The organism is Cryobacterium sp. SO2, from assembly GCF_026151165.2.
Classification (GTDB): Bacteria; Actinomycetota; Actinomycetes; order Actinomycetales; family Microbacteriaceae; genus Cryobacterium.
Genome location: NZ_CP117849.1, coordinates 2,676,206 through 2,699,624 on the forward strand (window position 1 = coordinate 2,676,206; position 23,419 = coordinate 2,699,624).

At 70.5% G+C, this 23,419-nt stretch carries 22 protein-coding genes and 1 tRNA gene; 6 read left to right on the top strand and 17 right to left on the bottom strand.

Features of this window, described 5'->3' with window-relative positions; genetic code table 11:
* The first annotated feature begins 52 nt into the window (after window positions 1–52).
* Window positions 53–448, top strand: a complete 396-nt coding sequence (locus BJQ94_RS12535) for a DUF4307 domain-containing protein (RefSeq protein ID WP_265400510.1) — start codon at window positions 53–55, stop codon at window positions 446–448.
* A 170-nt stretch (window positions 449–618) separates the two neighbouring features.
* On the top strand, window positions 619–1,107 hold the full coding sequence (greA, locus tag BJQ94_RS12540; protein ID WP_265400511.1) for a transcription elongation factor GreA: 489 nt from the start codon (window positions 619–621) through the stop codon (window positions 1,105–1,107).
* Between the two features lie 23 nt (window positions 1,108–1,130).
* Here the strand turns inward: greA and ilvA are convergent, their stop codons facing one another.
* From ilvA to BJQ94_RS12570, 6 genes are read right to left on the bottom strand one after another with little or no spacing between them, the layout of a single operon-like run.
* A complete protein-coding gene (ilvA, locus tag BJQ94_RS12545) occupies window positions 1,131–2,387 on the bottom strand; it encodes a threonine ammonia-lyase (RefSeq protein ID WP_265400512.1) in 1,257 nt (418 codons plus the stop codon).
* Window positions 2,384–3,694, bottom strand: a complete 1,311-nt coding sequence (locus BJQ94_RS12550; protein ID WP_265400513.1) for an AI-2E family transporter — start codon at window positions 3,692–3,694, stop codon at window positions 2,384–2,386. Before BJQ94_RS12550 ends, ilvA begins: the two co-directional genes overlap by 4 nt.
* Window positions 3,695–3,703: 9 nt before the next feature.
* Window positions 3,704–4,822, bottom strand: a complete 1,119-nt coding sequence (locus BJQ94_RS12555; RefSeq protein ID WP_265400514.1) for an ABC transporter ATP-binding protein — start codon at window positions 4,820–4,822, stop codon at window positions 3,704–3,706.
* Window positions 4,819–5,685, bottom strand: a complete 867-nt coding sequence (locus BJQ94_RS12560) for an ABC transporter permease subunit (protein ID WP_265400515.1) — start codon at window positions 5,683–5,685, stop codon at window positions 4,819–4,821. The genes BJQ94_RS12555 and BJQ94_RS12560 overlap by 4 nt, the downstream gene beginning before the upstream one ends.
* Entirely contained in the window at window positions 5,682–6,542 is an 861-nt protein-coding gene (locus tag BJQ94_RS12565; protein ID WP_265400533.1) for an ABC transporter permease, read from the bottom strand. The genes BJQ94_RS12560 and BJQ94_RS12565 overlap by 4 nt, the downstream gene beginning before the upstream one ends.
* Complete coding sequence (locus BJQ94_RS12570) at window positions 6,532–7,671, bottom strand: ABC transporter substrate-binding protein (protein WP_265400516.1); 1,140 nt, start codon at window positions 7,669–7,671, stop codon at window positions 6,532–6,534. The genes BJQ94_RS12565 and BJQ94_RS12570 overlap by 11 nt, the downstream gene beginning before the upstream one ends.
* Window positions 7,672–7,823: 152 nt before the next feature.
* Here BJQ94_RS12570 and BJQ94_RS12575 point away from each other — a divergent pair, with 152 nt between their 5' ends.
* Entirely contained in the window at window positions 7,824–9,041 is a 1,218-nt protein-coding gene (locus BJQ94_RS12575) for a crosslink repair DNA glycosylase YcaQ family protein (protein ID WP_265400517.1), read from the top strand.
* Between the two features lie 4 nt (window positions 9,042–9,045).
* On the opposite strand, the gene BJQ94_RS12580 is transcribed toward BJQ94_RS12575, so the two are convergent.
* Window positions 9,046–9,930 carry a M48 family metalloprotease gene (locus tag BJQ94_RS12580; RefSeq protein WP_265400518.1) on the bottom strand — a complete coding sequence of 295 codons (885 nt, stop codon included), beginning with the start codon at window positions 9,928–9,930 and terminating at the stop codon, window positions 9,046–9,048.
* A 21-nt stretch (window positions 9,931–9,951) separates the two neighbouring features.
* On the bottom strand, window positions 9,952–10,518 hold the full coding sequence (locus tag BJQ94_RS12585; protein ID WP_265400519.1) for a LemA family protein: 567 nt from the start codon (window positions 10,516–10,518) through the stop codon (window positions 9,952–9,954).
* Window positions 10,519–10,680: 162 nt separating this feature from the next.
* Here BJQ94_RS12585 and BJQ94_RS12590 point away from each other — a divergent pair, with 162 nt between their 5' ends.
* Together BJQ94_RS12590 and BJQ94_RS12595 are read left to right on the top strand one after the other, a co-directional pair.
* Window positions 10,681–11,403: an ABC transporter ATP-binding protein gene (locus BJQ94_RS12590; protein ID WP_265400520.1), complete on the top strand. Its 723-nt coding sequence runs from the start codon at window positions 10,681–10,683 to the stop codon at window positions 11,401–11,403.
* Window positions 11,400–12,134: an ABC transporter permease gene (locus BJQ94_RS12595; RefSeq protein ID WP_265400521.1), complete on the top strand. Its 735-nt coding sequence runs from the start codon at window positions 11,400–11,402 to the stop codon at window positions 12,132–12,134. Before BJQ94_RS12590 ends, BJQ94_RS12595 begins: the two co-directional genes overlap by 4 nt.
* Window positions 12,135–12,147: 13 nt before the next feature.
* On the opposite strand, the gene BJQ94_RS12600 is transcribed toward BJQ94_RS12595, so the two are convergent.
* From BJQ94_RS12600 to BJQ94_RS12615, 4 genes are read right to left on the bottom strand one after another with little or no spacing between them, the layout of a single operon-like run.
* Window positions 12,148–13,617: a family 1 glycosylhydrolase gene (locus BJQ94_RS12600; protein ID WP_265400522.1), complete on the bottom strand. Its 1,470-nt coding sequence runs from the start codon at window positions 13,615–13,617 to the stop codon at window positions 12,148–12,150.
* A complete protein-coding gene (locus BJQ94_RS12605; RefSeq protein ID WP_265400523.1) occupies window positions 13,614–14,924 on the bottom strand; it encodes a D-arabinono-1,4-lactone oxidase in 1,311 nt (436 codons plus the stop codon). The genes BJQ94_RS12600 and BJQ94_RS12605 overlap by 4 nt, the downstream gene beginning before the upstream one ends.
* Window positions 14,921–16,168: an alanine racemase gene (locus BJQ94_RS12610; RefSeq protein ID WP_265400524.1), complete on the bottom strand. Its 1,248-nt coding sequence runs from the start codon at window positions 16,166–16,168 to the stop codon at window positions 14,921–14,923. The genes BJQ94_RS12605 and BJQ94_RS12610 overlap by 4 nt, the downstream gene beginning before the upstream one ends.
* A gap of 25 nt (window positions 16,169–16,193) precedes the next feature.
* Window positions 16,194–16,796: a TetR family transcriptional regulator gene (locus BJQ94_RS12615; protein ID WP_265400534.1), complete on the bottom strand. Its 603-nt coding sequence runs from the start codon at window positions 16,794–16,796 to the stop codon at window positions 16,194–16,196.
* A 205-nt stretch (window positions 16,797–17,001) separates the two neighbouring features.
* Here BJQ94_RS12615 and BJQ94_RS12620 point away from each other — a divergent pair, with 205 nt between their 5' ends.
* Window positions 17,002–19,386, top strand: a complete 2,385-nt coding sequence (locus BJQ94_RS12620) for a hypothetical protein (RefSeq protein ID WP_275875488.1) — start codon at window positions 17,002–17,004, stop codon at window positions 19,384–19,386.
* 22 nt (window positions 19,387–19,408) lie between these two features.
* On the opposite strand, the gene BJQ94_RS12625 is transcribed toward BJQ94_RS12620, so the two are convergent.
* The 5 genes from BJQ94_RS12625 to BJQ94_RS12645 all read right to left on the bottom strand — a co-directional run bounded on the left by BJQ94_RS12625 (window position 19,409) and on the right by BJQ94_RS12645 (window position 23,399).
* Window positions 19,409–19,485, bottom strand: a tRNA-Leu gene (locus tag BJQ94_RS12625).
* A gap of 80 nt (window positions 19,486–19,565) precedes the next feature.
* Entirely contained in the window at window positions 19,566–21,011 is a 1,446-nt protein-coding gene (locus BJQ94_RS12630) for an NAD(P)/FAD-dependent oxidoreductase (protein ID WP_265398372.1), read from the bottom strand.
* Between the two features lie 38 nt (window positions 21,012–21,049).
* Window positions 21,050–22,327 carry a S8 family serine peptidase gene (locus BJQ94_RS12635; RefSeq protein WP_345893443.1) on the bottom strand — a complete coding sequence of 426 codons (1,278 nt, stop codon included), beginning with the start codon at window positions 22,325–22,327 and terminating at the stop codon, window positions 21,050–21,052.
* Complete coding sequence (locus BJQ94_RS12640; protein WP_265398371.1) at window positions 22,324–22,860, bottom strand: DUF501 domain-containing protein; 537 nt, start codon at window positions 22,858–22,860, stop codon at window positions 22,324–22,326. The genes BJQ94_RS12635 and BJQ94_RS12640 overlap by 4 nt, the downstream gene beginning before the upstream one ends.
* Window positions 22,857–23,399 (bottom strand): septum formation initiator family protein, encoded by a 543-nt coding sequence (locus BJQ94_RS12645; protein WP_265398370.1) that lies wholly within the window; start codon window positions 23,397–23,399, stop codon window positions 22,857–22,859. Before BJQ94_RS12645 ends, BJQ94_RS12640 begins: the two co-directional genes overlap by 4 nt.
* Between the last annotated feature and the right edge of the window lie 20 nt (window positions 23,400–23,419).

Genomic DNA, 23,419 nt, shown 5'->3' on the forward strand with positions numbered 1-23,419 from the left:
AACCTTGTGTCAAGCCTAATCGTTGAACCGTGAGTGTGGAGTCTGAGTGCCCGTGAGCAGCAACCTCGACGATCGCTATGGGCGAACGCCCGGCACCCGGCTGCGCGACCGGCGGGTGCTCTGGATCACCGCGAGTGTCTTCGCGCTGATCCTCACCGCCTGGGTGGTCTGGGCGGGCCTGGACGGCTCGGCGCCGTCGATCGAGGCCAGGGACACCCGGCACCAGATCATCGACGACAACAGCATCAGCGTCACCTTTGAGGTGTCGCTGCCCACCGGCAACGCGTCCAGCTGCGCCGTGCAGGCTCTCAATGAGAGCTTCACCGTGGTGGGTTGGAAGGTCATCGACCTGCCCGCGTCCGACGAGTACACCCGCTCGTTCACCGAGGTGCTGCACACAACGGAGCTGAGCAACACCGGATTGATTTACCGTTGTTGGTTGACCTAGACTGATGTATTCGCCCTGGCAGTAGTCGGGGCGTCAGTTGTATCTCAGCTGCATCCGGCCCCTGGTGTTTCCGGCCACAGGCCGTCTCAGCGACGAACGGCCGCGTCCTGCGGCACCATCGGCGCACCATCTGCCGGCGCATCACCGATCAGCACGAGAAGGAGAGAACCATGACTACCGAAACTTCGGTCACCTGGCTGACCCAGGAGGCCTACGACCGCCTCGCTGCGGAGCTGGATACTCTCAGCACCGTCGCTCGCATCGATATCGCCAACAAGATCGAGTCCGCGCGCGAAGAGGGCGACCTCAAGGAGAACGCCGGCTACCACGCCGCCAAGGAGGAGCAGGGCAAGATGGAGGCGCGCATCCGCACGCTGACCCTGCTGCTGCGCACCGCCGAGGTCGGCCACGCACCCGAGAGCAAGGGCATCGTCGAGCCTGGCACCATCATCACCGCCACGATCGCCGGCGATGAGACCCGGTTCCTGATCGGCAGCCGCGAGATCGCCGGCGACAGCGACCTCGACGTCTACAGCGAGAAGAGCCCGCTGGGTGAAGCCATCATCGGCCTCAAGGTGGGCGCGACGACGAGCTACGAGACCCCCAACGGCAAGCAGATCGCCGTCGAGATCCACCTGGTGGAGACCTTCACCGGGTAGAGGCGGTTTCTCGCCCGCGCGCTCTAGTCGGTGCGCGGGTCGTACCCGGCGGCGCGCAGCGTCTCGACGACGTGCTGGCGGTGCTCCGGTCCGCGTGTCTCCACGCTGATGTCGAGCTCGACCTCGCTGATCTGCAGGCCGACGCCGTGCCGGGTGTGCAGCACCTCGATGACGTTCGCCGCGGCCTCGGCGAGGAGCTCGGAGATGCGGGCGAGCTGGCCGGGGCGGTCAGGCAGCATGATGCGCAGCTTGAGGTACCGGCCGGAGGCGGCCAGGCCGTGGCTGATCACGCGCTGCATGAGCAGCGGGTCGATGTTCCCGCCGGAGAGCATCGCCACAGTGTTGCCTGTCGCGGTGATCTTGCCGGCCAGGATGGCCGCCACCGAGACGGCGCCGGCCGGCTCCACGACGAGCTTGGCGCGTTCGAGCAGCACCAGCAGGGCCCTGGCCATGTCGTCCTCGCTCACGGTGACGATCTCGTCGACGGCGTCGCGGATGATCTCGAAGTTGAGCAGGCCCGGCTTGGCCACGGCGATGCCGTCGGCCATGGTGGGCGTGATGTCGATGGCGAGGGCCTCGCCGGCCGCGAGGGAGGGCGGGTAGGCCGCGGCGTTCTCGGACTGCACGCCGATGACCCGGATGTGCCGGCCGTTCGTGGCCGCGTACTGCTTGAGCACGCTCGCCATGCCGGCCGTGAGACCGCCGCCGCCGATAGGCACGATCACAGTGTCGAGGTCGGGCACCTGGTCGAGGATCTCCAGCCCGAGGGTGCCGGCGCCGGCGACGACATCCGGGTGGTCGAACGGCGGGATCAGGATCGCGCCGGTCTCGCGGGCGTACTCGGCCGCGGCGATCAGCGGTTCGGCGACGGTGTGGCCGCGCAGGATCACCTGGGCGCCGTAGTCGCGGGTGGCCTGCAGCTTGGGCAGCGCGACGCCGACGGGCATGAAGATGGTGGCCTGGATGCCCAGCTCACGGGCGGCGAACGCCACCCCCTGGGCGTGGTTGCCGGCCGATGCCGCGACGACGCCGCGGGACTTCTCCTCGGCGGTGAGCTTGGACAGCCGGTTGTAGGCCCCGCGGATCTTGTACGACCCGGTGCGCTGCAGGTTCTCGCACTTGAGGAACACCGGCGAGCCCAGAATGGTGGACAGGTAGCGGGAGCTCTCCATGGGAGTGACGTCGGCCACCTGCGCGACCACGGTGCGGGCAGCCTCGAAGTCGTGCAGGGTGGGGCCGGCCAGGGCCAGCTCGGCCAGAGGAGTGGGGGTGTCTGTCATGGACGGGTCTCTCGTGCTCGGGTGTCGCGTGCTCGGGTGTCGCGTGCGGGAACAACGGCTGTGCGCGGCTGCCGGAAGCCCGGCCGCTGCGGAACCGTCTGCCACAGTACGGAGCCGGGTGCCGCGCCAGCCTGTGGCACGCCCCCACGCCAAGCGCCGCTGTGGATGTAGCTGATCATAACGTTCAGCACGGCGGCAACGGGCACCGCGAACAGGGCGCCGGGGATGCCGGCCAGCAGGGCGCCGGCCGCCACGACGAGAACGACGCCGAGCGGATGCACCTTCACGGCCGTACCCATGATCAGCGGTTGCAGCACATGACCCTCGATCTGCTGCACGAGCAGCACCACCGCGAGCATGAGGAGAGCCACGAACCAGTCGTTGAAGATCAGCGCGATGATCACGGCCACAGCGCCTGTGGCCACGGCGCCCACGATCGGGATGAACGAGCCCAGGAAGACCAGCACGCCGATGGGGATCGCCATCGGCACCCCGAGGATCGCCGCCCCGGCGCCGATGCCGATGGCGTCGATCGTGGCGACGAGGATCTGCACCCTGGCGAAGTTGCCCAGGGTGGTCCAGCCGGCCTGGCCCGCACCGGCGATGGCCGACCTGGCCCGCCGGGGGAAGATCCGCACGATCCAGTTCCAGATGCCCGCACCGTCGATGAGGATGAACAGCAGGCTGAACAGGGTGAGCAGAGCACCGGTGGCCAGGTGGCCGAGCGAGGAACCCACCGAGAGGGCTCCGCTGATGAAGATCTGGCTGTCGGCCTGCAGCGCCGTGGCGGCCTGGCTCAGGTAGCCGTTGATCTCGGCGTTGCTCAGCTGCAGGGGCGATGACGCCAGGACGTCCTTGAGGTTCGCGTACGAGGCGGCGAACCGGCCGCTCAGGCCCACCGATCCGGCCGCGATCTGGGTGACGGCCAGGGTGACGAGGCCGGCGACCACGGCGAGCGTGCCGATCAGCGCGGCGGCGACGGCGAGGCCCTTGGGCCAGTGGTGCCGGGTGAGGAAGCCGACCAGGGGCACCAGCAGCGCCGACAGCAGCACGGCCACGAGCAGCGGGATCACGATGAAGCGCAGCTGCACCACCAGGAACAGGAACACCCCGATCGCCGCGGCGATCACGAGCAGGCGCCACGCCCACGCCCCGGCCAGGCGGATGCCGGGCGGGATGTTCTCGTCCACGCCGTTCGGCTCGGCGGGCACCGGCGCGATGACCGCGGTGACCGGCGTGGCCCCGCTACCGGAGGGGGCTCTGCGCCGACGACCGAACAAACCGGATCTTCCCGTGGATGTGCTCACCGAACCAGTCTAGGACGGCGTCGGGAGCAGACCGGCAGCGAGCGCCTGCTCCACCGGCACCGGCGCGCCGCTGAACCGTACGACAACGCTCTCCCCCACCTGCGGTCGTTCCCGCACGTCGTGTTGCACGACGACAGAGCCGCCCTGCTCGAGGAGGACGGTCGTGCGACGCAGCGAGCCGAGGAAGCTGGAGAGCAGCACCGTGCCCGCGAGGCTGTCGCCGGGCAGCCCGGCCGATGACAGGGTGAGGTCCTCCGGCCGCACGAAGACCCGCACCGGGCCATCCGCCTGCGACGGATCGAGCAGCGGCAGGGTCACCCCGTGCACGTCGGCGAAGCCGTGCCGCACCACGCCGGGCAGTCGGTTGCTCAAGCCCACGAAGTCGGCGATGAACGGCGTCGCCGGCCGGGTGTAGAGCTCCTCGGGGGTGCCGACCTGCTCGATCCGGCCGTCCCGCATCACCGCGACCCTGTCGGCCACCGCGAGGGCTTCGTCCTGGTCGTGGGTGACGAACAGGGTGGTGATGCCCAGTTCCGTCTGGATGCGCCTGATCTGCTCGCGCAGGCTCACCCGCACCTTGGCGTCGAGGGCCGAGAGCGGTTCGTCGAGCAGCAGCACCCGGGGGCGGGTGACCAGCGCACGCGCCAGAGCCACCCGCTGTTGCTGGCCGCCGGAGAGCTGATGGGCGTACCTGTCCGCGTGCGCGTCCAGGCCCACGAGGGCGAGCGCCTCCGCGGCCCGGGCTCGGCGCTCGGCGGCGGGCACCCGGCGCATGCGCAGGCCGAACTCCACGTTCGCCCCCGCGCTCAGGTGCGGGAACAGCGAATAGGACTGGAACACCATGCCCATATCGCGGCGGCTGGTGGGCAGCCCGGAGACGTCGGCGCCGTCGATGAGGATGTCGCCCTCGTCGGTGCTCTCCAACCCCGCGAGCACCCGCAGGGCCGTGGTCTTGCCGCTGCCGCTCGGGCCGAGCAGGGCCACGAGTTCGCCGGCCGCGAGGGTCAGGTCGAATTCGCTCAGCGCCAGGTGGCTGCCGAACCGTTTCTGCACCGCTGCGAATTGGACGACGGCGCCGGTTCGGGTTGCGGTGCCGGTTGCGGTGCCGGGGGGCGACGTCTGGGTCATGATCGGGCTCCAGTCGGGGAAGGAATCGGGGTCTGGGCGGGCGCGGAGCGGGGTGTTCCCTGCGCGGGGCGGCGCACAGTGCCGAGCCGGCCGATCGCGATGAGCAGCAGGAACACCACGACCAGGGCCATGAGCGAGAGGATGACGGCGGTGTACGGGTCGTTCTTGCTGACCACGACGAGCGCCGTCTGCAGGTTCACCCGGTTGAGCAGTGACGCGATGGTGAACTCGCCGAGCACCACGGCAACGGCGATGAACGCGCCGGCCAGGATGCCGCGGCGGAGGTTCGGCACCAGCACCCGGAGCAGCACGCTGCCCCAGCCGGCCCCGAGCGTGCGGGCCGCTTCGCTCAGCGTGCGCACGTCGACACCGTCGATGTTCGCTTGGATCGCCCGGTAGGCGAACGGCAGCACCGTGATGCCGTACGCGAACGCCAGCGTCCACACCCCACTGCCCACCAGCCGGGCCACCACGGAGAACACCGGGGCGAGACCGACCACGAGCACGATGGCGGGGATCGAGATCGGCAGGATGCAGACGATCTCCAGCGTGCGTCGCAACCGGGGGAAGCGCAGGTGCACGAGCAGCATGGTGGGAACCAGCAGCAGGAGCACGATGGCCACCGTGCCGATGGCCAGGCCCACCGAGTTGCCGAGGGCGACAAGCACCGGCCGGTACTCGCCGGTGAGTCCGCTCTGGAACAGGTCGCTCCAGTGGTGTAGGTCGTAGCCGCCGGACAGACCCGCGCGCAGGGTGAATTCGACCATGGCGATGAGCGGGACGAGAAAGACCAGGCCGACCGTACCGAGAATCAGGCCACGGACGAGGCGGCTCGGCGCGTGCGCGACGGCGCCCCCGCTCATCGCTGCCACCGGGCGGCACGGCCCTGCAGGCTGGAATAGCCGGTCATCACGATGGCCATCACGATGATCATGCCCAGCGCCAGCGCCCCGGCCAGGTTCTCCCGGCCGAGCATGGTCTCGCTGGTCAGCGCCGACCTGATCTGCAGGGGCACGATCTGCTGGCCCTGGCTGGTGAGCGTGGCCGCCGTCGCATACGACGAGAACGCGTTGGCGAAGAGCAGCAGCAGGCTACCCAGGAACGAGGGTGCGAGCACCGGCAGCGCGATCCGCAGCCAGTAGGTGCGGCTGGTGCCGCCGAGAGTGGCGTTGGCCTCGGCCCAGGCGGGCTTCAACGACGCGAGGGCCGGCATGAACGTGATCACCATGAGGGGAACCTGAAAGTAGATGTAGGGCAGGACGAGGCCGGGCAGTTCGTAGAGCCACACGCCGTCCGCGTAGATGTCGAGGCCGAAGGTGTCACGCAGCAGAACCGTGATCAGGCCCTGCACGCCGATGGTCGCGACGAACGCGAAGGCGAGCATGACCCCGCCGAACTGGGCGAGCACACTGCTGACCGAGTCGATGGAGGAGCGCAGCGCCCCCTCCGGGTGGGCGCCGAGCAGGGCGTAGCAGACCAGGGCGCCCACGACAGCGCCGATGACGGCGGTGAGCGCGGACAACCAGATCGTGTTGCCGAAGGCGTCGAGCACCACGGGGTCGCCGAGGGCGGCGACCGTGTCGAGGGTGAAACCGCCGTCGGCACCGACGAATCCGGTGCCGACGGCGATCAGGGTCGGCAGCGCGAGGAAGAGCAGCACGTAGACCGCGAACGGCAGCAGCCCGAAGGCTGCTGCCGGTACACGGAACCTACTGGACAGCCGCTGCCCACTTCTCGCCGAGGAGCGTTGCCGCGGCCTCGCTCTGCTCAGCGGTGGGCACCACTGTGGTGTCCGGCACGGCGGGCAGGGCGTCGAAGAGGTCGGTGTCGATGGTTCCGGCGTCGGCCATGGCGTCTGCGCGAGCCGGGCGGGCACCGCCGGCGAGCCACAGGTTCTGGGCGTCGTCGCTGTAGAGGAATTCCTGCCAGAGGCGCGCGGCGGCCGGGTGCGGCGCATCCGCGTTGATCGCCTGGTTGTAGTAGCCGGCGTAGCCGGTGCCGGGGAAGACCACGACCTCCCAGTTGCGCTCACCGTCCAGCTGCGTGCCGTAGCCCACGTTGAGGTAGTCCCAGTCGAAGACCACGGGGGTCTCGCCCGAGGCGATGGTGGCCGGGGTGGGGTCGATCTTCACGAAGTTGCCGGCGGCGTTGAGGTCGCTGAAGAAGTCGATGCCCGCCTGGAAGTCGTCGACGGAGCCGTCGTTCTGCACGGCCGCCATGCCGACCGCGGCGAACGCGGCGCCGGCCTGGGTGGGGTCGCCGTTGATGGCGACCTTGCCGCGGTAGTCGTCGCCGAGCAGGTCGCTGAGCGACTCGGGGGCCGGGACGGCGTCGGGGTCGTAGCCCACGGCCATGTATCCGCCGTAGTCGCCCACGTACAGGCCGCTCTCTTCCTTCAGGGCGTCGGGGATGTCGGACCAGGTGGCCACCTGGTAGGGAGCGAACTGGTCGGTGTTCGCCAGTGCGACGGCCAGGCCCAGGTCGAAGACGTCCGGGGCGGTGTCCTGGCCGGCCAGGTTCTCTGCGGCCTGGATCTCCTCGGCGCTGGAGCCGTCCGGAGCGGCCTCGGTGATGGTGATCTCCGGGTACTTCTCGGCGAAGAGATCGAGCACGGCGCCGTAGTTGGCCCAGTCGCGCGGGAGGGCGATGACGTTGAGCGCGCCCTCGTCGATCGCGGCGGCCTCGAGGGCGGCCAGGTCGCCGAAGGCGGAGAGGCTGGTCGCGGTGGCGGCGTCGACGGAGCCGTCGGTGCCGGCAGCGCCGGCGGTGCCGCTTGCGCAGCCGGTGAGGGTGAGGGCGACGATGGCGGTCGCGGCGATGGATGCGGCCAGGGTTCGGGTGGTAAGCACGGGTCCTCCGGTATGAGAGCGGGGTGATGACCGGCCAGGGTGCTGGGTTACCGGTCGCTGAGGAGACTAGAAGCGGCGGATGGACCCGACGCGCCCTGGCGTTGAACGACGAGTGAACGTCGAGTGTCACCGCGCATCGGTAGTGTCGAGGCGTGGTCCAGACTCTCTCCCCCGCCCTCGCCCGCCGCATCGCGCTCGCCGCCCAGGGCTTCGGCCGGCCGGCTGCGGCGCCCGGCGCCGCTGCTCCGGGCATCCGTCAGCTCGGCGCGCTGGTGGAGCGGCTGGGACTGCTGCAGATCGACTCGGTCAACGTGTTCGAGCGCAGCCACTACGTGCCCGCGTTCAGCCGGCTCGGCCCGTACGACAAGGCCCAGCTCGACCGGTTGAGCACCGGCGCGAAACCGCGGCTGACCGAGTACTGGGTGCACGAGGCATCGCTGATCCCGGTCGACGACTGGCCGCTGTTCCGCTGGCGGATGCAGGCCTTCCGGGGCCGGGCCGCGAGTGACGACGCCCACTGGTCCCAGGTCAACGCCCCCATGTTGGCCTGGCTGCGGGACGAACTGGCGGCCAACGGCCCCATGCGCGCCAGCGCCATCGAGCACGACGCCAACAAACGCAGCGGCCCGTGGTGGGGCTGGTCAGACGTGAAGATCGGCCTGGAGACCCTGTTCCGCTGGGGTGACGTGGTCAGCGGCGGCCGGGAGCGGTTCGAGCGGGTCTATGCGCTGCCCGAGCAGGTCTTCGGCTCCGACCTGCTGAACCGGCAGGTCTCCGCCGCCGACGCCCACCGCGCGTTGATCGCCCAGTCCGCCCGGGCACACGGCATCGGCACGGTGAAAGACCTGGCCGACTACTTCAGGTTGCGCACCGAGCCTGCCCGCGCCGCCATCGACGAGCTCGTCGACAGCGGCGAACTTCTGCCGGTGCAGGTTCCCGGCTGGGGGCGAAACGGCGCGCCCGGCGCCGCCTGGCTGCACCGGGATGCCCGGTTGCCGCGCACGATGGACGTTGCTGCAGTGCTCAGCCCGTTCGACCCGGTGGTCTGGGAGCGCGCGCGTGCGGAGCGGATGTTCGGCTTCCACTACCGGATCGAGATCTACACGCCCAAGGAGAAGCGTCAGTTCGGTTACTACGTGTTGCCGGTGCTGCTGGGCGACACCATCGTGGGCCGGGTCGACCTCAAGAACGACCGCCAGGCCGGGGTGCTACGGGTGCAGGCCAGCTGGGCCGAGGCCGGAGCCCCGGCCGACACGGCCGCGCGCCTGGCCGGGGTGCTGCGGAGCACCGCCGCCTGGCAGGGCCTGGACGCCATCGAGGTGGTCCCCCGCGGCACCCTCGCCGCCGGCCTGGCGGCCGAACTGGCCTAGTTCCCTAGAACTTGCTGCCCATCGCGTGCAGGCGCTCGATGCGCTCGTTCAGCGGCGGGTGCGTGGCGAAGAGCTTGTCCATCACGCCGGGCTTGAGCGGGTCGGCGATCCACAGGTGCGCCATCGAGGTGTTCTGCTTGCGCATCGGGCGGCCGTACTCGCCCAGCTTGGCCAGGGCGCTGGCCAGCGCATCCGGCTGCCGCGTCGTGAGCGCGCCCGTGGCATCCGCCAGGTACTCGCGCTGCCTGGACACGGCCAGTTGCACGATCGACGCGATCAGCGGCGCCACGATCATGGCCACGAGGCCGAACACCAGCACGACGGGGTTGCCGTTGCTGTTGTTGTTGCGGCCGAAGAATGCCATCCGCAGGAACATGTCGGAGATGAAGCCGACGGCCACGACGAGGCCGAAGACGATCATCGACACCCGGATGTCGTAGTTGCGCACGTGCCCGATCTCGTGGGCCATGACTCCCTCGAGCTCGGCGTCGTCCATGATGTCGAGCAGGCCGGTGGTGGCGGCCACGATGGCGTGCTGCGGGTCGCGACCGGTGGCGAAGGCGTTGGGCGCCGGGTCGTTGATGATGTAGACCTCCGGCATGGGGGTGCCTGTCGTGATCGACAGGTTTTCCACGATGCGCCAGAGTCGCGGGTGGTCGGTGACGCTGTTCACCCGGATGCCGCCGCTCATCGAGATGGCCTGGCGGCCGGCCGCGAAGTACTGCACGAGCGCGTACCCGGCGGCGATGACGATCGTGAGGATCAGGATGCCGTAGCCGCCCTGGCCGTAGACGGCGTTGGCCAGCCAACCGAGCCCGGTGATGATCACCAGGAAGAGCACGATGATGAAGACGGTGTTGCGCTTGTTCCGCGCGATCGCGCTATACATGGATCCTCTTCGGTGGTGCGGCTAGAACTGGACGCGGGGCGGCTCGGCGATGGCCGCGGAGTCGCTGACCTCGAAGAACTCGCGCTGCGTGAAGCCGAGGTTCTTCGCGAACAGGTGGTTCGGGAAGGTCTGCATCTTGGTGTTCAGCTCGCGCACGCCACCGTTGTAGAACCGGCGCGACGCCTGGATCTTGTCTTCGGTGTCGACGAGCTCGCCCTGCAGCTGCAGGTAGTTCTGGCTGGCCTGCAACTGCGGGTACGCCTCGGCGACCGCGAAGATGCTCTTCAGGGCGGTCTGCATGTGGTTCTCGGCGGCCGCGGCGTCGACCGGTCCCTGGGCAGACAGGGTCTCGGCGCGAGCCTTGGTGACGTTCTCGAAGACTGACTTCTCGTGGGCGGCGTAGCCCTTGACGGTTTCGATCAGGTTGGGGATCAGGTCGGCGCGGCGCTTGAGCTGCACGGTGATGTCGCTCCACGCTTCATCCACCCGTACCTTGAGCGTGACGAGCGAGTTGTAGGTCGCCCACAGGTAGATACCCGCGATCGCAACGAGTACGACAACGATGAGGACCGGGATGAGCCATTCCATGGCAGCGTCTCCTTGCGATTGAACGTGCGGGTACTGATGAACAAGCGATAGAGCACCATCATAACGACGCGGGCTGGGGCTCCCATGTGCTTCCCATCACACTCCAAGGAACGGTGCGGCCCAAAGCGTGACTTTAGCTTCTGACCGGCGAATAATGCAGTCATGGATACAGCGTCGAGCCCGGCTGTCGTGGTGTCGGACCTGCACGCCTGCCGGGGCGCGCAGCGGGTGCTGCGCGGCCTCAGCCTCACGATCCCCGCCGGGCAGGTCGTGGGACTGATCGGGCCGAGCGGCTCGGGCAAGACCACCCTGATGCGGGCGATCGTCGGCGTGCAGATCGTGCAGTCCGGTGCCGTGAACGTGCTCGGCCGGCCGGCCGGCTCTGCCGAGTTGCGGCGCCGGGTGGGCTACGTCACCCAGGACGCCAGCGTCTACGACGACCTCACCGTGCGGCAGAACCTGGACTACTTCCGGGCGGTGCTGGGCGCCGGGCGCTCGGAGGTGACGCGGGTGCTCGAGGCCACTGACCTGGGCAGGAGCGCCCACCAGTTGACCGGTTCGCTCTCCGGCGGTCAGCGCAGCCGGGTGTCGCTGGCCGTTGCGCTGCTGGGCTCCCCCGAACTCCTGGTGCTGGACGAGCCGACGGTGGGCCTGGACCCGGTGCTGCGGCGGGACCTGTGGACGATGTTCCACGCCCTGGCGGCCGCCGGAACCAGCCTGCTGGTCTCCAGCCATGTCATGGACGAGGCCGCCAGGTGCGACAGGCTCCTGCTGATGCGGGACGGCGAGATCCTGGCCGACGACACCCCCGCCGGGCTGCTCGTGGCCACCGGCACCGCTGACATCGAAGCCGCCTTTCTCAGCCTGATCGGGGACGGCGCATGACCCCGTCGCGCACCCTCGCCACGGCGGGCCGGGTGCTCACCCAGATCCGGCACGACCCGCGCACCATCGCGCTCCTGCTGCTGGTGCCGAGTCTGCTGATCGGGCTCGTGGCCTGGATCTTCTCCGATACCGACGTGTTCGAATCGGTCGGTCCCGCGATGATCGCCCTCTTCCCGTTCATCGTGATGTTCCTGGTCACGAGCATCACCACGCTGCGGGAGCGACGCACGGGCACCCTCGAACGGCTGCTGTCGATGCCGCTGGGCCGCGGCGACCTGATCCTGGGCTACACGCTCGCGTTCGGGTTGCTCGCCGTGCTGCAGTCGAGCCTGGCGGCGCTGTTCGCGGTCACGGTCTGCGGGCTCAGCATCTCGGGGTCGGTCTGGCTGCTCGTGGCCGTGGCGGTGGCCGACGCCGTGCTGGGCACCACCCTCGGCCTGCTCGCAAGCGCCTTCGCCCGCACCGAGTTCCAGGTTGTGCAGTTCATGCCGCTTCTGGTGTTCCCGCAGATCCTGCTCGGCGGTATCTTCCTGCCGCGCGACCAGCTGCCGGATGTGCTCCAGGCGATCGGGGACGCCCTGCCGCTCTCGCACGCCATCGACGCGCTGGCCGCCGTGGCCTCCGGCAGCGAAGACGACGCCTATGTGCTCGGCGAGCTGCTGATCATCCTGGCCTGGATCGTGGGTGCGGTGGTGCTGGGCTCGATCACCCTGCGCCGCCGCACCCCGTGACCGCCTCGCGGGGTCAGCGGGACGCCAGGAGCTGCTGCAGCCAGCGGTAGGAGAGCTTGGGGGTGCGCGGGCGGGACGGGTCGAGGAAGTCCACGTGCACCAGGCCATAACGCTGGCTGTACCCGGCGGCCCACTCGAAGGAGTCCAGCAGCGACCAGATCAGGATGCCGCGCAGGTGCACTCCCGCGGCGGCGCCCCCCGGCGCCACGGCCTCGACGGCCGCCACGAGGTGCTCGGCCAGGTAGTCGATGCGGGCCAGGTCGGTCACCGCGCCGCGCACATCCGTTCGGTCCGGATAGGCGGCGCCGATCGCGGTGAGGTACACGGGCGGCAGGGCCTCGGCGTAGCGGTCCTGCAGTTCTGCCAGCAGCACGGGCAGGTACTCCGGCGCGTTCGGCCGGCCCGATCCGGTGACCGGATGCTCACGGAAGGGCACCAAGCGGAACGGCAGCCGATGGATCGCCGGGGTGTCCTGGCCGGTGGTGTCCGTGTCTCGGCCCTGGCCCGCCGCCCTCACCGGGACGTTGGCGCCGGCCTTGACCCGGCTGGGCTGGTGGTAGGTGACGCCGTAGAAGTCCAGCGGCTGGTGGATGGCGGCGAGGTCGTCCGGCTCGATCTCGTGCAGGTAGCGCAGCTCGTTCTCGAACACGCCCGCCGGGTCGGGGTAGCGGCCCAGCAGCACCGGGTCGGCGAACAGGCGGTTGTGCAGCAGGTCGTAGAGGGTGGCGGCATCCCGGTCGGCTTCCCGGTCGGTGGCCGGCTGCACGGGAGAATGCACGTTGCTCATGCCGATCTGGCCGCGCACATCCGCGGCGCGCAGGCCCTGCACCGCGAGGCCGTGGCCGAGCAGCTGGTGGTGGGCGGCCGGCAGGGCGTCGAACAGGAGCGTCTCGCCCGGGGCGTGCAGCCCGACCGCGTACCCGTTGAAGGCCACGGCGGCCGGCGAGTCGACGGTGACCCAGGAGTCGATGCGGTCACCGAAGACCTCGCCCATCTGGTGGGCGTAGTCGCCGAGCCGCTTGGCAGTGTCGCGGTTCAGCCACCCGCCGCGCAGCGCCAGCGGGATGTCCCAGTGCGAGAGCGTGGCCATCGGGCTGATGCCGCTGGCCAGCAGCTGGTCGAGCAGGCGGTCGTAGAAGGCCAGCCCGGCGCGGTTGAGGGCACCGCGGCCGTCGGGCTGCAGGCGCGGCCAGGCGAAGGAGAACCTGTAGACGTCCCCGCCCAGTTCGCGCAACAGGGTGACGTCGTCGTCGAGCTTGCCGATGTGGTCGGCGGCCACCGACGCGTTCTGTCCGTCCAGGATGCGGCCGGGCGCTCGCGTGAACGGGTCCCAGACGGATTCGCCGCGGCCGACGTCACGGGCGCCGCCCTCGATCTGGAACCCGGAGGTGGCGGTTCCGATGAGAAGGCCCGTCGGCAGCCGGTCGCCCAGCTCCCCGGCCCGGTGCTGCCAGGCGCGGGACGCCGGGGTGTTGCTGTTCATCGGCCGAGGACTCTTTCCAGATAGCGGTTGGCGAAGCGACGCTCCGGGTCGAGCCGGTCCCGCACGGCGAGGAAGTCGTCGAAGTGCGGGTAGGCCTGGCGCAGGGAGTCCGCATCCAGGTTGTGCATCTTCCCCCAGTGTGGGCGACCGTCGTGCGCGCGCATAATCGCCTCGACCCCGGCGAAGTACTCAATCGGGTTTTCGCGGAAGTAGCGGTGCACCGCGATGTACCCGGTGTCGCGGCCGAAACCGGTGGACAACCAGATGTCGTCGGCGGCCGCCGAGCGCACCTCGAGGGGGAAGGAGATCCGCCAGCCGCGCTTCTCGATCAGCGCCCGCACCTCGCGGAGGGCGTCGGGCACCTGCTCCCGCGGCAGCGCATACTCCATCTCGTGGAAGCGCACCGTGCGGTTCGTGACGAAGACCCGGTGCGAGAAGTCGGTGAAGTCGCGGTGTCCGGTGAGCCTGTCGGCGAGCCGGTTGATGGGCGGCACCAACGGCGGGACCACCAGCCCGGCAGCGCAGGTGCCGCGGTAGATGCCGTTCGCGAGCAGTTCGTCGTCGGCCCAGCGGCGCATCCGGCCGAGCGGTGCCCTGGCGGCGCTCGCGGGCAGCCGGGTGTTGGTCTTGGTCAGCACGGTGTCGGTGTGCGGGAACCAGTAGAACTCGAAGTGGTCGGCGGTGCCGCTGCGCTCCGGGTAGGCGTCCACCACCTCGTCGAACGGTTCGGGTTTCTCCACGGCGTGCAGCAGGTACGTGGGCACGCACTGGATGGTGAGGTCGACCAGGATGCCCAGGGCGCCCAGGCCCAGCCGCACGGCGGGCAGCAGCTCGGCATTCTCGCTCTCGCTGACGTGCAGCAGGGAGCCGTCCCCGGTGACGAGGGTCACGGCCACGATCTGGCCGGCGAGGCCGGTGAACCCGGCGCCGGTGCCGTGCGTTCCGGTGGAGGTGGCGCCGGCGATGGTCTGCCGGTCGACATCGCCCATGTTCTCCAGGGCGAGGCCGTACGGGCGCAGGAGCGCCGGCAGCTCGTACAGGTGGGTGCCGGCGGCGAGGGTCACCCGGCCGGCGGCTTCGTCCACGGCGAGCACCCCGCTCCAGTCCAGGTCGAGCTGCACCCCGGGGGCCAGGGCGATGCCGGAGAAGCTGTGTCCGGCCCCGACGGCCTTGATCCGCGAGCCGGTGCGGGCGGCGGCGAGCACGGCGCGGCGCACGGCCTCGGCGCTGGTGGGGCGCTCGACCCTGGCGGGAATCACCGACTCGCTGTGCGCCCAGTTGCGCCAGAGCGCGCCGCTGGCGCTCACAGGAACGCCTTCCCCTCGCCTCGATAGGTCGGCAGCATGTCGATCACCTTACCGTCGTGGATCAGGGCGAATTCGTTGAGGTGTTCGCTGAGCTCGCCGGATTTGGTGTGCCGCAGCCAGACCCGGTCACCCACCCGCAGCGCGCGCGCCGCGGGGCCCGTGACGGGCGACTGCACCTCTCCGGCCATCTCCCGTGGCACCAGTTTGAGCCCCTCCGGCCAGACCAGACGCGGTGAGCGGTCGGCTCCCGGCGGGCCGGAGGCGATCCAGCCGCCGCCGAGCAGCGTCGCGGTGGCGGCCGTGGGCTTGCGCACAACGGACAGGGCGAACGCGGCCGCCGGCGCCGGCCGGAAGCCCGAGTAGTTGTCGAACAGGTGGCCGCCGAAGAAGCCGCTGCCCGCGGCGATGTCGGTCACCGAGGTGTCAGCGTGGGTGCTCTCGAGCGAGCCGGTGCCGCCGCCGTTGACGAATTCCAGGTCGGCCACCTGGCGCACGGCCGCGACCGCTGCGGCACGGCGGGTGCCGATGTCGGTGATCGAGTGGTTGCGCACCCAGCGGTTCACTCCGCCCTGCAGCGGCCGCCCGGCCGGCTGGTCGACGAGCCCGGCGATCTGCGCTTCGTACGCCATCAACCCGACGAGTTCGAAGCCGGGGCGGGAGACGATGGCGATCGCGAGGGCCCTGGCATCCTCCGGCGTGTGCACGGGCGAGCGCCAGACGCCGAGGTGGCCGAGCACGGGCGCGTTCCAGGATGCGTCGAGTTCGAGGCAGACCCGGATCTTCTCCCTGCTCGCCGGCGGGAGCACGGCGTCGACGATGTCCAGGTGGTCGACCGAGTCGACCATCAGCGTCACCCGGCCGGCGAGCTCGGGCGAGCGGCCCAGCCGCCGGATCATCTCGGTGTCGACGCTCGGGTAGCCGACCACGACGTCGTCGATGGTCTCGGCCAGCCAGAGCGCCTCGGCGAGGGTGTAGGCGAGCACTCCGCTATAGCCGGGCAGGGCGAGCACGGCCTCGAGTACCCGGCGCACGCGCAGCGACTTGCTGGCGACACGGATCGGGGTGCCGGAGGCACGATTCAGCATGTCGTGGGTGTTGTGCCGCAGCGCGTCGAGGTGCAACGCACCGACCGGGGTGTCCAGGCCCCTGGTGGCCTCGGTCAGTCCGCCCCAGTACGCCCGCGGGGTGCGCCAGGGCGCTGCCTCCGGCCGCACGGACAGGTCGAGGGAGAGGTCGGGGCTCATGGTCGGTCTGCTTTCTCTCGAGCGGTCATTGCGGTCGCCCCAGGGCGGCCACGGAGTCGGCGATCAGGTCGAGCAGAGCCGCGGTGGCCCGCTCGTCCTGATCGACCAGCCAGGCGATGGTGAGACCGTCGGTGAGGGCCACGAGCAGGCGGGCCACATCGTCGACGGGTCGCAGCCAGGTGGAGCCGCTGCGCCGTGCCGCGGACTCCAGGGCCTCGGCGGCGAAGGCGTGGTAGCGGTCGTACTGCTCCCCGGCCAGATGCTGCATCTCCGGCGACCGCAGGGCGTACTGGGTGAGCTCGAGCATGGCTTTCTCGCGCAACGGCTCCGCGTGCAGGTGGTCGACGTAGCGCTGCAGGCCGTCGCGCAGGAGGTGCCGCAGGGAATGGGGTCCAGTGGCATCAGGACCGGTCGGATCCGGCAGGACCGCGCGGGTCTCGTCGGCCACGACACTGCGGATGAGCTCGGTCATGAGCTCGTCCCTGCTCGCGAAGGCGTAGTGGAAGCTGGCCAGCGACATCCCCGCCTCGGCGACGATGGCCCTGGTCGTGGCCTGGGCGACGCCCCGGTCGGCCACCACCCGCAGGGCGGCGCTCACCAGGGCGGTGCGCCTGTCGACCGCTGACATGCGCGTCACGTGATCACCTCGCTGTCGAGACTTCGCCGGAGAGAGTGGGCCAGAGAGTGGGGCAGATGACCCAGTCGCCAGTATGCCGTACCGACCCGCCGGCCGCACGGATTCGGTCAGATAACAACTGTGTCGCATTCCCGGGCGGGAGGCGCGCCACGTTGACTTTCGCCCGTTTGGCCCGTGGAATGGAGGGAGGGGGTTCATGTTCACGCCACGCCACTACCGCGCGCCCGGGTCTCTCGATCGAGCCCGACGCGGTCCCGGGCGAGCCACCCTGCTGGTCGGGGCGCTCCTGGCGCTGGTGCTGGCCGGGCCGGCATTGGCAGCACCGCTGGGGGCCTCGGCCGCCGTCTCGACCCCGACCCCGACGGCCACCGCCACGGCAACACCCACCCCAACGCCGACGCCGACGCCGACGCCGAGCCCGACACCCACTCCTACGCCCACCCGGAGCAGCGCGCCGCTCGATTCCGTCACTCCCGTTCCGACGCCGTCCCCGTCACCGTCACCGACCGCCACCCGGTCGCCCTCGGCTACGCCCACCCCGACGCCCACCCGGGCGCCGACGGCCACACCGTCACCGACGCAGACACCCACACCGACACCAACTCCGGCGGCCGCGCCCACCATCGACAGCCCGGCCGCCGGCAGCTTCATCGGCGGCAGCACGACAGTGTCCGGCAGCCGTGACCCGGGCCAGGAGATCCAGCTGCTCTCGCCCATCGGTGGCGACCCGCTCTGCATCGTCGCCGCGGACGGCAGCACGAGCTGGCAGTGCACGGGCGTACTGCTGCCCAGCGGTCCGGCCGTCAAGCTGCGCATCGTCGTCACGGGCCACGCCAGCCTCGCCGCCACGCACACGGTGCGGGTGCTGCAGGCACCCACCGTCACGGGTGGCGCCACCGGGCAGGCCACGACCAGCGGCCTCGTGCGCGGCACCGGCTACCCGGGCGCCACCGTGACCGCCACCCTCGCCAGCGGCCAGCGCTGCTCGTTCACCGTGGACGCCTCCGGCGCCTGGGCCTGCCTGATGCAGGGCGACCTGGTGAGCGGCCCCGAGCAGATCACCGCCTCCCAGCAGAGCGGCTTCAGCGCTCCGTCCTCGTCCCCGGGCAGCGCCCCGATCTCGCTGCTCATCGACGTCGACGCCCCGGCGGCCCCCGTCGTGACCGCGCCCCTGGCGGGGGCAACGGTGGACCTCGCCGGCACCCAGTACTACGGCCAGGGCGAGAACGGCGCCACCGTCACGGTCTTCGCCGGCGCCTACTCGGTCTGCAGCAGCGTGGTCTCCGGCGGTACCTGGTCCTGCTCGGGGGCCGGCGTCGCGACCGGCTCCTACGACCTGCGGGCCGTGCAGCAGGATGCCGCGGGTAATGTGAGCGCTGGCAGCGCGGCCATCCGAGTGCAGTATGGCCCCGCCGTGGCCACGCCACGCCCCACCGCGACACCGGAGCCCACCGCCGCGGCGCCCTCCCCCGCGGCCACGCCCACGCCCACCGCGACGCCCCCGGCCGCGGCTCCCGGCACCCCGTCCGCCACACCGGCCCCCGGCACCCCGGTCCCGGCCGACCCGGACGACCAGGCCGGCGCCCTGCCGCCGGAGTTGACGGTGCCAGGGGGCTGGAGCGATCCCACCCAGTTCAGCACCGCGGTCATCCCGCCGTGGACTGTGGCGCAGTTCCCCTGGCTGCAGGCCGGCCTGCTCACCCTGGGCGCGCTGCTGCTGCTCGTCATCCCCTCCCGGCTGCTGGCCGGCACCGTCTCCAGGGCCAGGGGCGGCCGGCCGATCCTCAGCGGGCACCGCTTCGCGGGCCGGAACCACCCGCGCGAGGACTTCGAGGTGGCGCCGACAGTGCAACTCGCGCAGTGGGTCGTCGGCGGGGCCGCCCTCATCGCCGCGGCGGTCTTCGTGCTCTTGTCCGGTCCGGTGGCCGGCACGCCGAACTACCTGCGCCTGTTCCTCGCCGTACTGCTGGCCCTCACCGTGGTGAACGCCGTGGCCACGCTCGTGCCGCAGTGGTGGGGGTCGCGGGCCATGCACCTCGACGTGACCACCACGATCCTGCCGCGCTATCTGGTGCTCGTCGCCATCACCGCTCTCGCCTCGCGGGCACTCGAGTTGCACCCCGCCCTGCTCTTCGGCCTGCTGGGCAGCGTCGTCGTTCAGCACGGACCGCTGGCCGCGCAGCGTGGCCGTCTGGCTGCGGTGCGGGCCGGCAGCCTGCTCGGCCTGGGGCTCGTGGCCCTGCTCGTGGTGGGCACCCTGCCGGCGGCCGACGGGTTCCTCAGCACGCTCGCCGCCGAGTTCGTCAACACCATCGTGCTGGCCTCGATCGGCTCAGCGGTGCTCGTGCTGATTCCGGTGGGCAGCACCAGCGGCCGCAGCATCCTGGCCTGGTCACCGCCGGTCTGGGCCGCGCTGGCGGTGCCGGCGTTCCTGACCCTGTTCGTGCTGCTCTCCCCCACGATCGCCGGCTGGGCCGGCGACGGCACGGTGCGGCTGCTCTGGGTCGTGGCCTCGGCCTTCGCCGGTGTGAGCGTGGCCGTCTGGGCCTGGCAGCGCTTCGTGGCGCCGGCGCTGCGCTGACCAACGCTGCGCTGAAAAGAACTGGTGCCCCCGCTGGGATTCGAACCCAGACTGTGACGATTTTAAGTCGCCTGCCTCTGCCGGTTGGGCTACGGGGGCACGCCCGACTAGACGGCAAATGCTGCGAGTCGGACAGCACGGGTGGATGCCGCACCGGAGTGCGGCATCCACCGGTGACTCTACGGTGCGGCGACGGTCTCCGTGCCGGACTCGGCGGCGGCGACCTCGACGGGCTTCTTGACCGGAGCCTTGCGCGGCGCGCGGGGAGCCTTGACCGGAGCGGCCTCGACAGGCGCGGCGACCGGCGGCTTGGGCCGGGAAGCGAACTGCTCGAATACGGCGCGGGGCGTCTGCACGGCCTCGAGCGACACGATGTCGCGGCCGAGGAAGATGTTCAGGACCCAACCGCCGACAACGCGGATCTTGCGCTCCCAGCTCGGCATCGCCAGGCCGTGGTAGCCACGGTGGGCGACCCAGGCCGGGAAGCCCTTGAGCGCGAACTTGCCGGACTGGAATGCGCCGACGCCCAGGCCCAGGCCCGCGACGGCGCCCAGGTTCTTGTGGTTGTACTCCGCCGTGCCCTCGCCGCGGAGGACCGCGACGATGTTCTTGGCCATGAGCTTGCCCTGGCGCACAGCGTGCTGGGCGTTCGGCACGCAGAAGCCGCCGACGCCGCCGCCGGAGAGGTCGGGAACGGCCGTGATGTCACCGGCGCCCCAGGCGCCGTCGATGATCTCGTCCTCGGTGCCGACGCGGAGGTCGGTGCGCACCTTCAGGCGGCCGCGTTCTTCGATCGGCAGGTCGGTGTTGCGTACGATGCCGGGGTTCGCCATCACGCCGGCGGTCCAGACGATGAGGTCGGATTCGAACGACTCACCAGTGGACAGCTCGATGACGCCGTCGACGGCGGAGGTGAGCTGGGTGTTCAGGTGCACCTCTGCACCGCGCTCGGCGAGGTTCTTGATGACCCAGAGCGCGGTCGACTCCGACACCTCGGGCATGATGCGGCCCATCGCCTCGATGAGGTGGAAGTGGGTGTCCTCGAAGGCGATCTGCGGGTACTTCGACAGCAGTGCGCTCGCGAACGAGCGCAGCTCGGCGAAGACCTCGATGCCGGCGAAGCCGCCGCCGATGACCACGAAGGTCAGCAGGCGGTCGCGCTCGGGACCGGCGGGCAGCTGGGCTGCCTTGTCGAAGTTGGTGAGGACCTTGTCGCGGATCGCGACGGCTTCCTCGATGGTCTTCAGGCCGATGGCCTGGTCAGCGACCCCGGGGATCGGGAAGGTGCGCGACACGGCACCGGCAGTGACCACGACGATGTCGTAGTCGAACTCCCAGGGCTCGCCGACGGGCGGGGTGATAGTCGCCTTCTTCTCGGCGTGGTTCACGTTGGTGACCTTCGCGGTGAGCACGTTGGTCTTCTTGAGGTGACGACGGTGGGCCACGACCGAGTGGCGCGGATCGATGGATCCGGCGGCGACCTCGGGCAGGAACGGCTGGTACGTCATGTACGGCAGCGGGTCGACCATGGTGACCTCGGCTTCGCCGGGGCGCAGCCACTTCTCCAGCTTCCAGGCGGTATAGAACCCCGCGTAGCCGCCACCGACGATGAGAATTTTGGGCACGATTAGAAGGCCTCCTACAAGGATTGGATACGCGAGATTTAGTGCTTGGAACGAATTCGCTTGAAATGCCGCGTGGCCCCAATGCCGAACAGCGTTACTAGGATACCAAACCCCACCAGCACGGCGAGCGGCAGGCTCACGTAGGTGATCGTGAGGGGGCTGGGCAGCCACGCCGCTGCCGTGTTCCGCTCCGGCAGGGCCGGGTCGGCGTCGGGGACGACGGGTACGGCCGTGCTCGGCGTGGTGGGGGTGACCGGCGCGGTGATCGCGCGGCGGTGCAGCGTGATCCACTCCTGCAGCAGCTCGGTGGGCGTGGCGGAGACGGACCGCGGAACGGCGACCGACACGGCGGCTGCCGCGTCGATCAAGCCATTGCCGTAGATCGGGCTCGGCACCGTGTGCCCGTTCGGGTTGGCGGTCTCGATGACCCGGTTGATCACGCCGGCGGCGTCCAGTTTGGGGTACGCCGAGCGCACCAGCGCCACGAGCCCGGAGACGATCGGAGCGGCAGCGCTGGTGCCGTCCCACTGCAGGTAGCCGCCGCCGGGGGCGACGCCGACGAGCTTCTCGCTGGGCGCGGCCACGGCGATGGTGATCCCCTGCGAGGAGGCATCGAAGCTGGCCTCCTTGGAACGGTCGACACCGGCGACAGTGAGCACGCCGGGGATGGTGGCGGGAGCCCCGACCTCGGTGGTGCCGCTGCCCCGGTTTCCGGCGGCCGCGACGACCACGACATCGTTCTCGAAGGCGTACAGGAACGCGTCGTCCCAGCTGGTGGGCCAGTCGAGGGTGTTGCGGGTGAGCGACATGTTGATCACGTCGGCACCGTTGTCAACGGCCCAGCGGATGCCCTCGGCGATCTGGTCGTCGTTGCTGAGGGTGGCGCCGGTGGTGCCGAACGCCACCGAGACGCTGAGGATCGACGCTTCGGGGGCCACCCCGATCAGGCCGGTGCCGGCCCCGCTGCCGCGCCCGGCGAGCAGGGAGGCCACCAGGGTGCCGTGCTCGTTCTCGTCGCCCACCGGGGTCTGGCCGTTGGACGAGCCGAGGCCGGAGACATCCGTGCCGCCGACGACGACGCCGTTGAGTTCGGCGATGCTGCCGTCGACACCGGTGTCGATGACGGCGACCGTGACGCCTGCGCCCTTGCTGGTGCCCCAGGCCTTGTTGAAGCCGTAGTCGTTCAGCCAGTATTCGAGGTCGCGCACCTGATCGGCGCGGGCGGCGGGTGCGTCAACCGACACCGCGACCATGGGCACGGCGCCCGCGAGCACGACCGCGAGGCCGGCCAGGATCCGACGTGCGCGGCGACTCACGCGTCGGCCGGCGGCGCCACCGGCGGGGCATAGTCCAGGCACTCGCACACCGCCGGCGACCAGGCCGCCCGGAGCAGGGCGAGGTCACCGATCGGGTTCACGCCGGGACCCGCCGCGAGGGCGTGAGCGGCGAGGGCGTGCAGGCATTTCACCCGCACCGGCATGCCGCCGGAGGACACCCCGGCGAGTTCGGGGACGACACCGATCATGTCGCGGTCGGCGAGGAAGCTCTCGTGCGCGGCCCGGTAGTGGCTGCGGAGGTCTTCGTCGTCGGCAAGCATCTGGTTGTACTCGTTCATCACCTGGGTGGCCTCGAGGAAGGACAGCGCTGCGGTCGCCGCCGGGTGCGACAGGTAGTACAGAGTGGGGAACGGGGTGCCGTCCTCCAGGCGCGGGGCCGTCGCCACCACGGTGGGAGCACCGCAGACGCAGCGGGCGGCGATGCCGATGACGTTGCGGGCCGGTCGGCCCAGCTGCGCGGAGACCGTGTTGATATCGGCCAGGCTGGCGGGATCGAAGGGTGGTCGGGTCATTGTGCTGCCTCCTGTGGGGCGAGTCCGGCGGTCATCACGGAACGGAAGATCGAGTCGACCCAGTCGACGTCGGTGTCCTGGATGGCGGTGCTGACTGTTGTGGTGTCAGCGTCGGCGTCGACGCTGGCCCCGGTGTCGTTGAGGACGAGGAAGCTGATGTCGCCCGGCATCACGTAGGAGAGCCGGTCCCGCGCCTGCGTGGTGACGAAGGTGCGGTCGTTCCAGCGTTCCCGTTCGTCCTTGAGGTCGTCGACAACGGCCTCCTGCGCAGCGACGCTGGCGCGGAGCTCGTCGATCTGCTGGCGTTGTTCGGCGTAGGTGCGCACGCTGGGGGCGAGCACGACCACGGCGAGCACGAGGATGCCCATCATCACGAAGGAGAAACCGGACAGGCGCAGGCCGCGCAGCCAGCTGCCGGCGGCGGTCTCCTGGTGGGCGACCTGGGCGGGCCGCTTCGTCGGCTCCGCGCGCGGCTTGACCTTGGGGCGGCGCGGTTCGGGGAGGCGGGGCGGGGTCATGCCGGAGTTGTTCCAGGTCATGCTGCTCCTCATCCGTTGTC

Coding starts and splice junctions, on each gene's coding strand:
- BJQ94_RS12615 (WP_265400534.1), bottom strand. CDS start 16,796: ATGTCAGCGGTCGACAGGCGCACCGCCCTGGTGAGCGCCGCCCTGCGG.
- BJQ94_RS12620 (WP_275875488.1), top strand. CDS start 17,002: ATGTTCACGCCACGCCACTACCGCGCGCCCGGGTCTCTCGATCGAGCC.
- ilvA (WP_265400512.1), bottom strand. CDS start 2,387: ATGACAGACACCCCCACTCCTCTGGCCGAGCTGGCCCTGGCCGGCCCC.
- BJQ94_RS12595 (WP_265400521.1), top strand. CDS start 11,400: ATGACCCCGTCGCGCACCCTCGCCACGGCGGGCCGGGTGCTCACCCAG.
- greA (WP_265400511.1), top strand. CDS start 619: ATGACTACCGAAACTTCGGTCACCTGGCTGACCCAGGAGGCCTACGAC.
- BJQ94_RS12585 (WP_265400519.1), bottom strand. CDS start 10,518: ATGGAATGGCTCATCCCGGTCCTCATCGTTGTCGTACTCGTTGCGATC.
- BJQ94_RS12560 (WP_265400515.1), bottom strand. CDS start 5,685: ATGAGCGGGGGCGCCGTCGCGCACGCGCCGAGCCGCCTCGTCCGTGGC.
- BJQ94_RS12590 (WP_265400520.1), top strand. CDS start 10,681: ATGGATACAGCGTCGAGCCCGGCTGTCGTGGTGTCGGACCTGCACGCC.
- BJQ94_RS12640 (WP_265398371.1), bottom strand. CDS start 22,860: ATGACCCGACCACCCTTCGATCCCGCCAGCCTGGCCGATATCAACACG.
- BJQ94_RS12610 (WP_265400524.1), bottom strand. CDS start 16,168: ATGAGCCCCGACCTCTCCCTCGACCTGTCCGTGCGGCCGGAGGCAGCG.
- BJQ94_RS12555 (WP_265400514.1), bottom strand. CDS start 4,822: ATGACCCAGACGTCGCCCCCCGGCACCGCAACCGGCACCGCAACCCGA.
- BJQ94_RS12580 (WP_265400518.1), bottom strand. CDS start 9,930: ATGTATAGCGCGATCGCGCGGAACAAGCGCAACACCGTCTTCATCATC.
- BJQ94_RS12645 (WP_265398370.1), bottom strand. CDS start 23,399: ATGACCTGGAACAACTCCGGCATGACCCCGCCCCGCCTCCCCGAACCG.
- BJQ94_RS12600 (WP_265400522.1), bottom strand. CDS start 13,617: ATGAACAGCAACACCCCGGCGTCCCGCGCCTGGCAGCACCGGGCCGGG.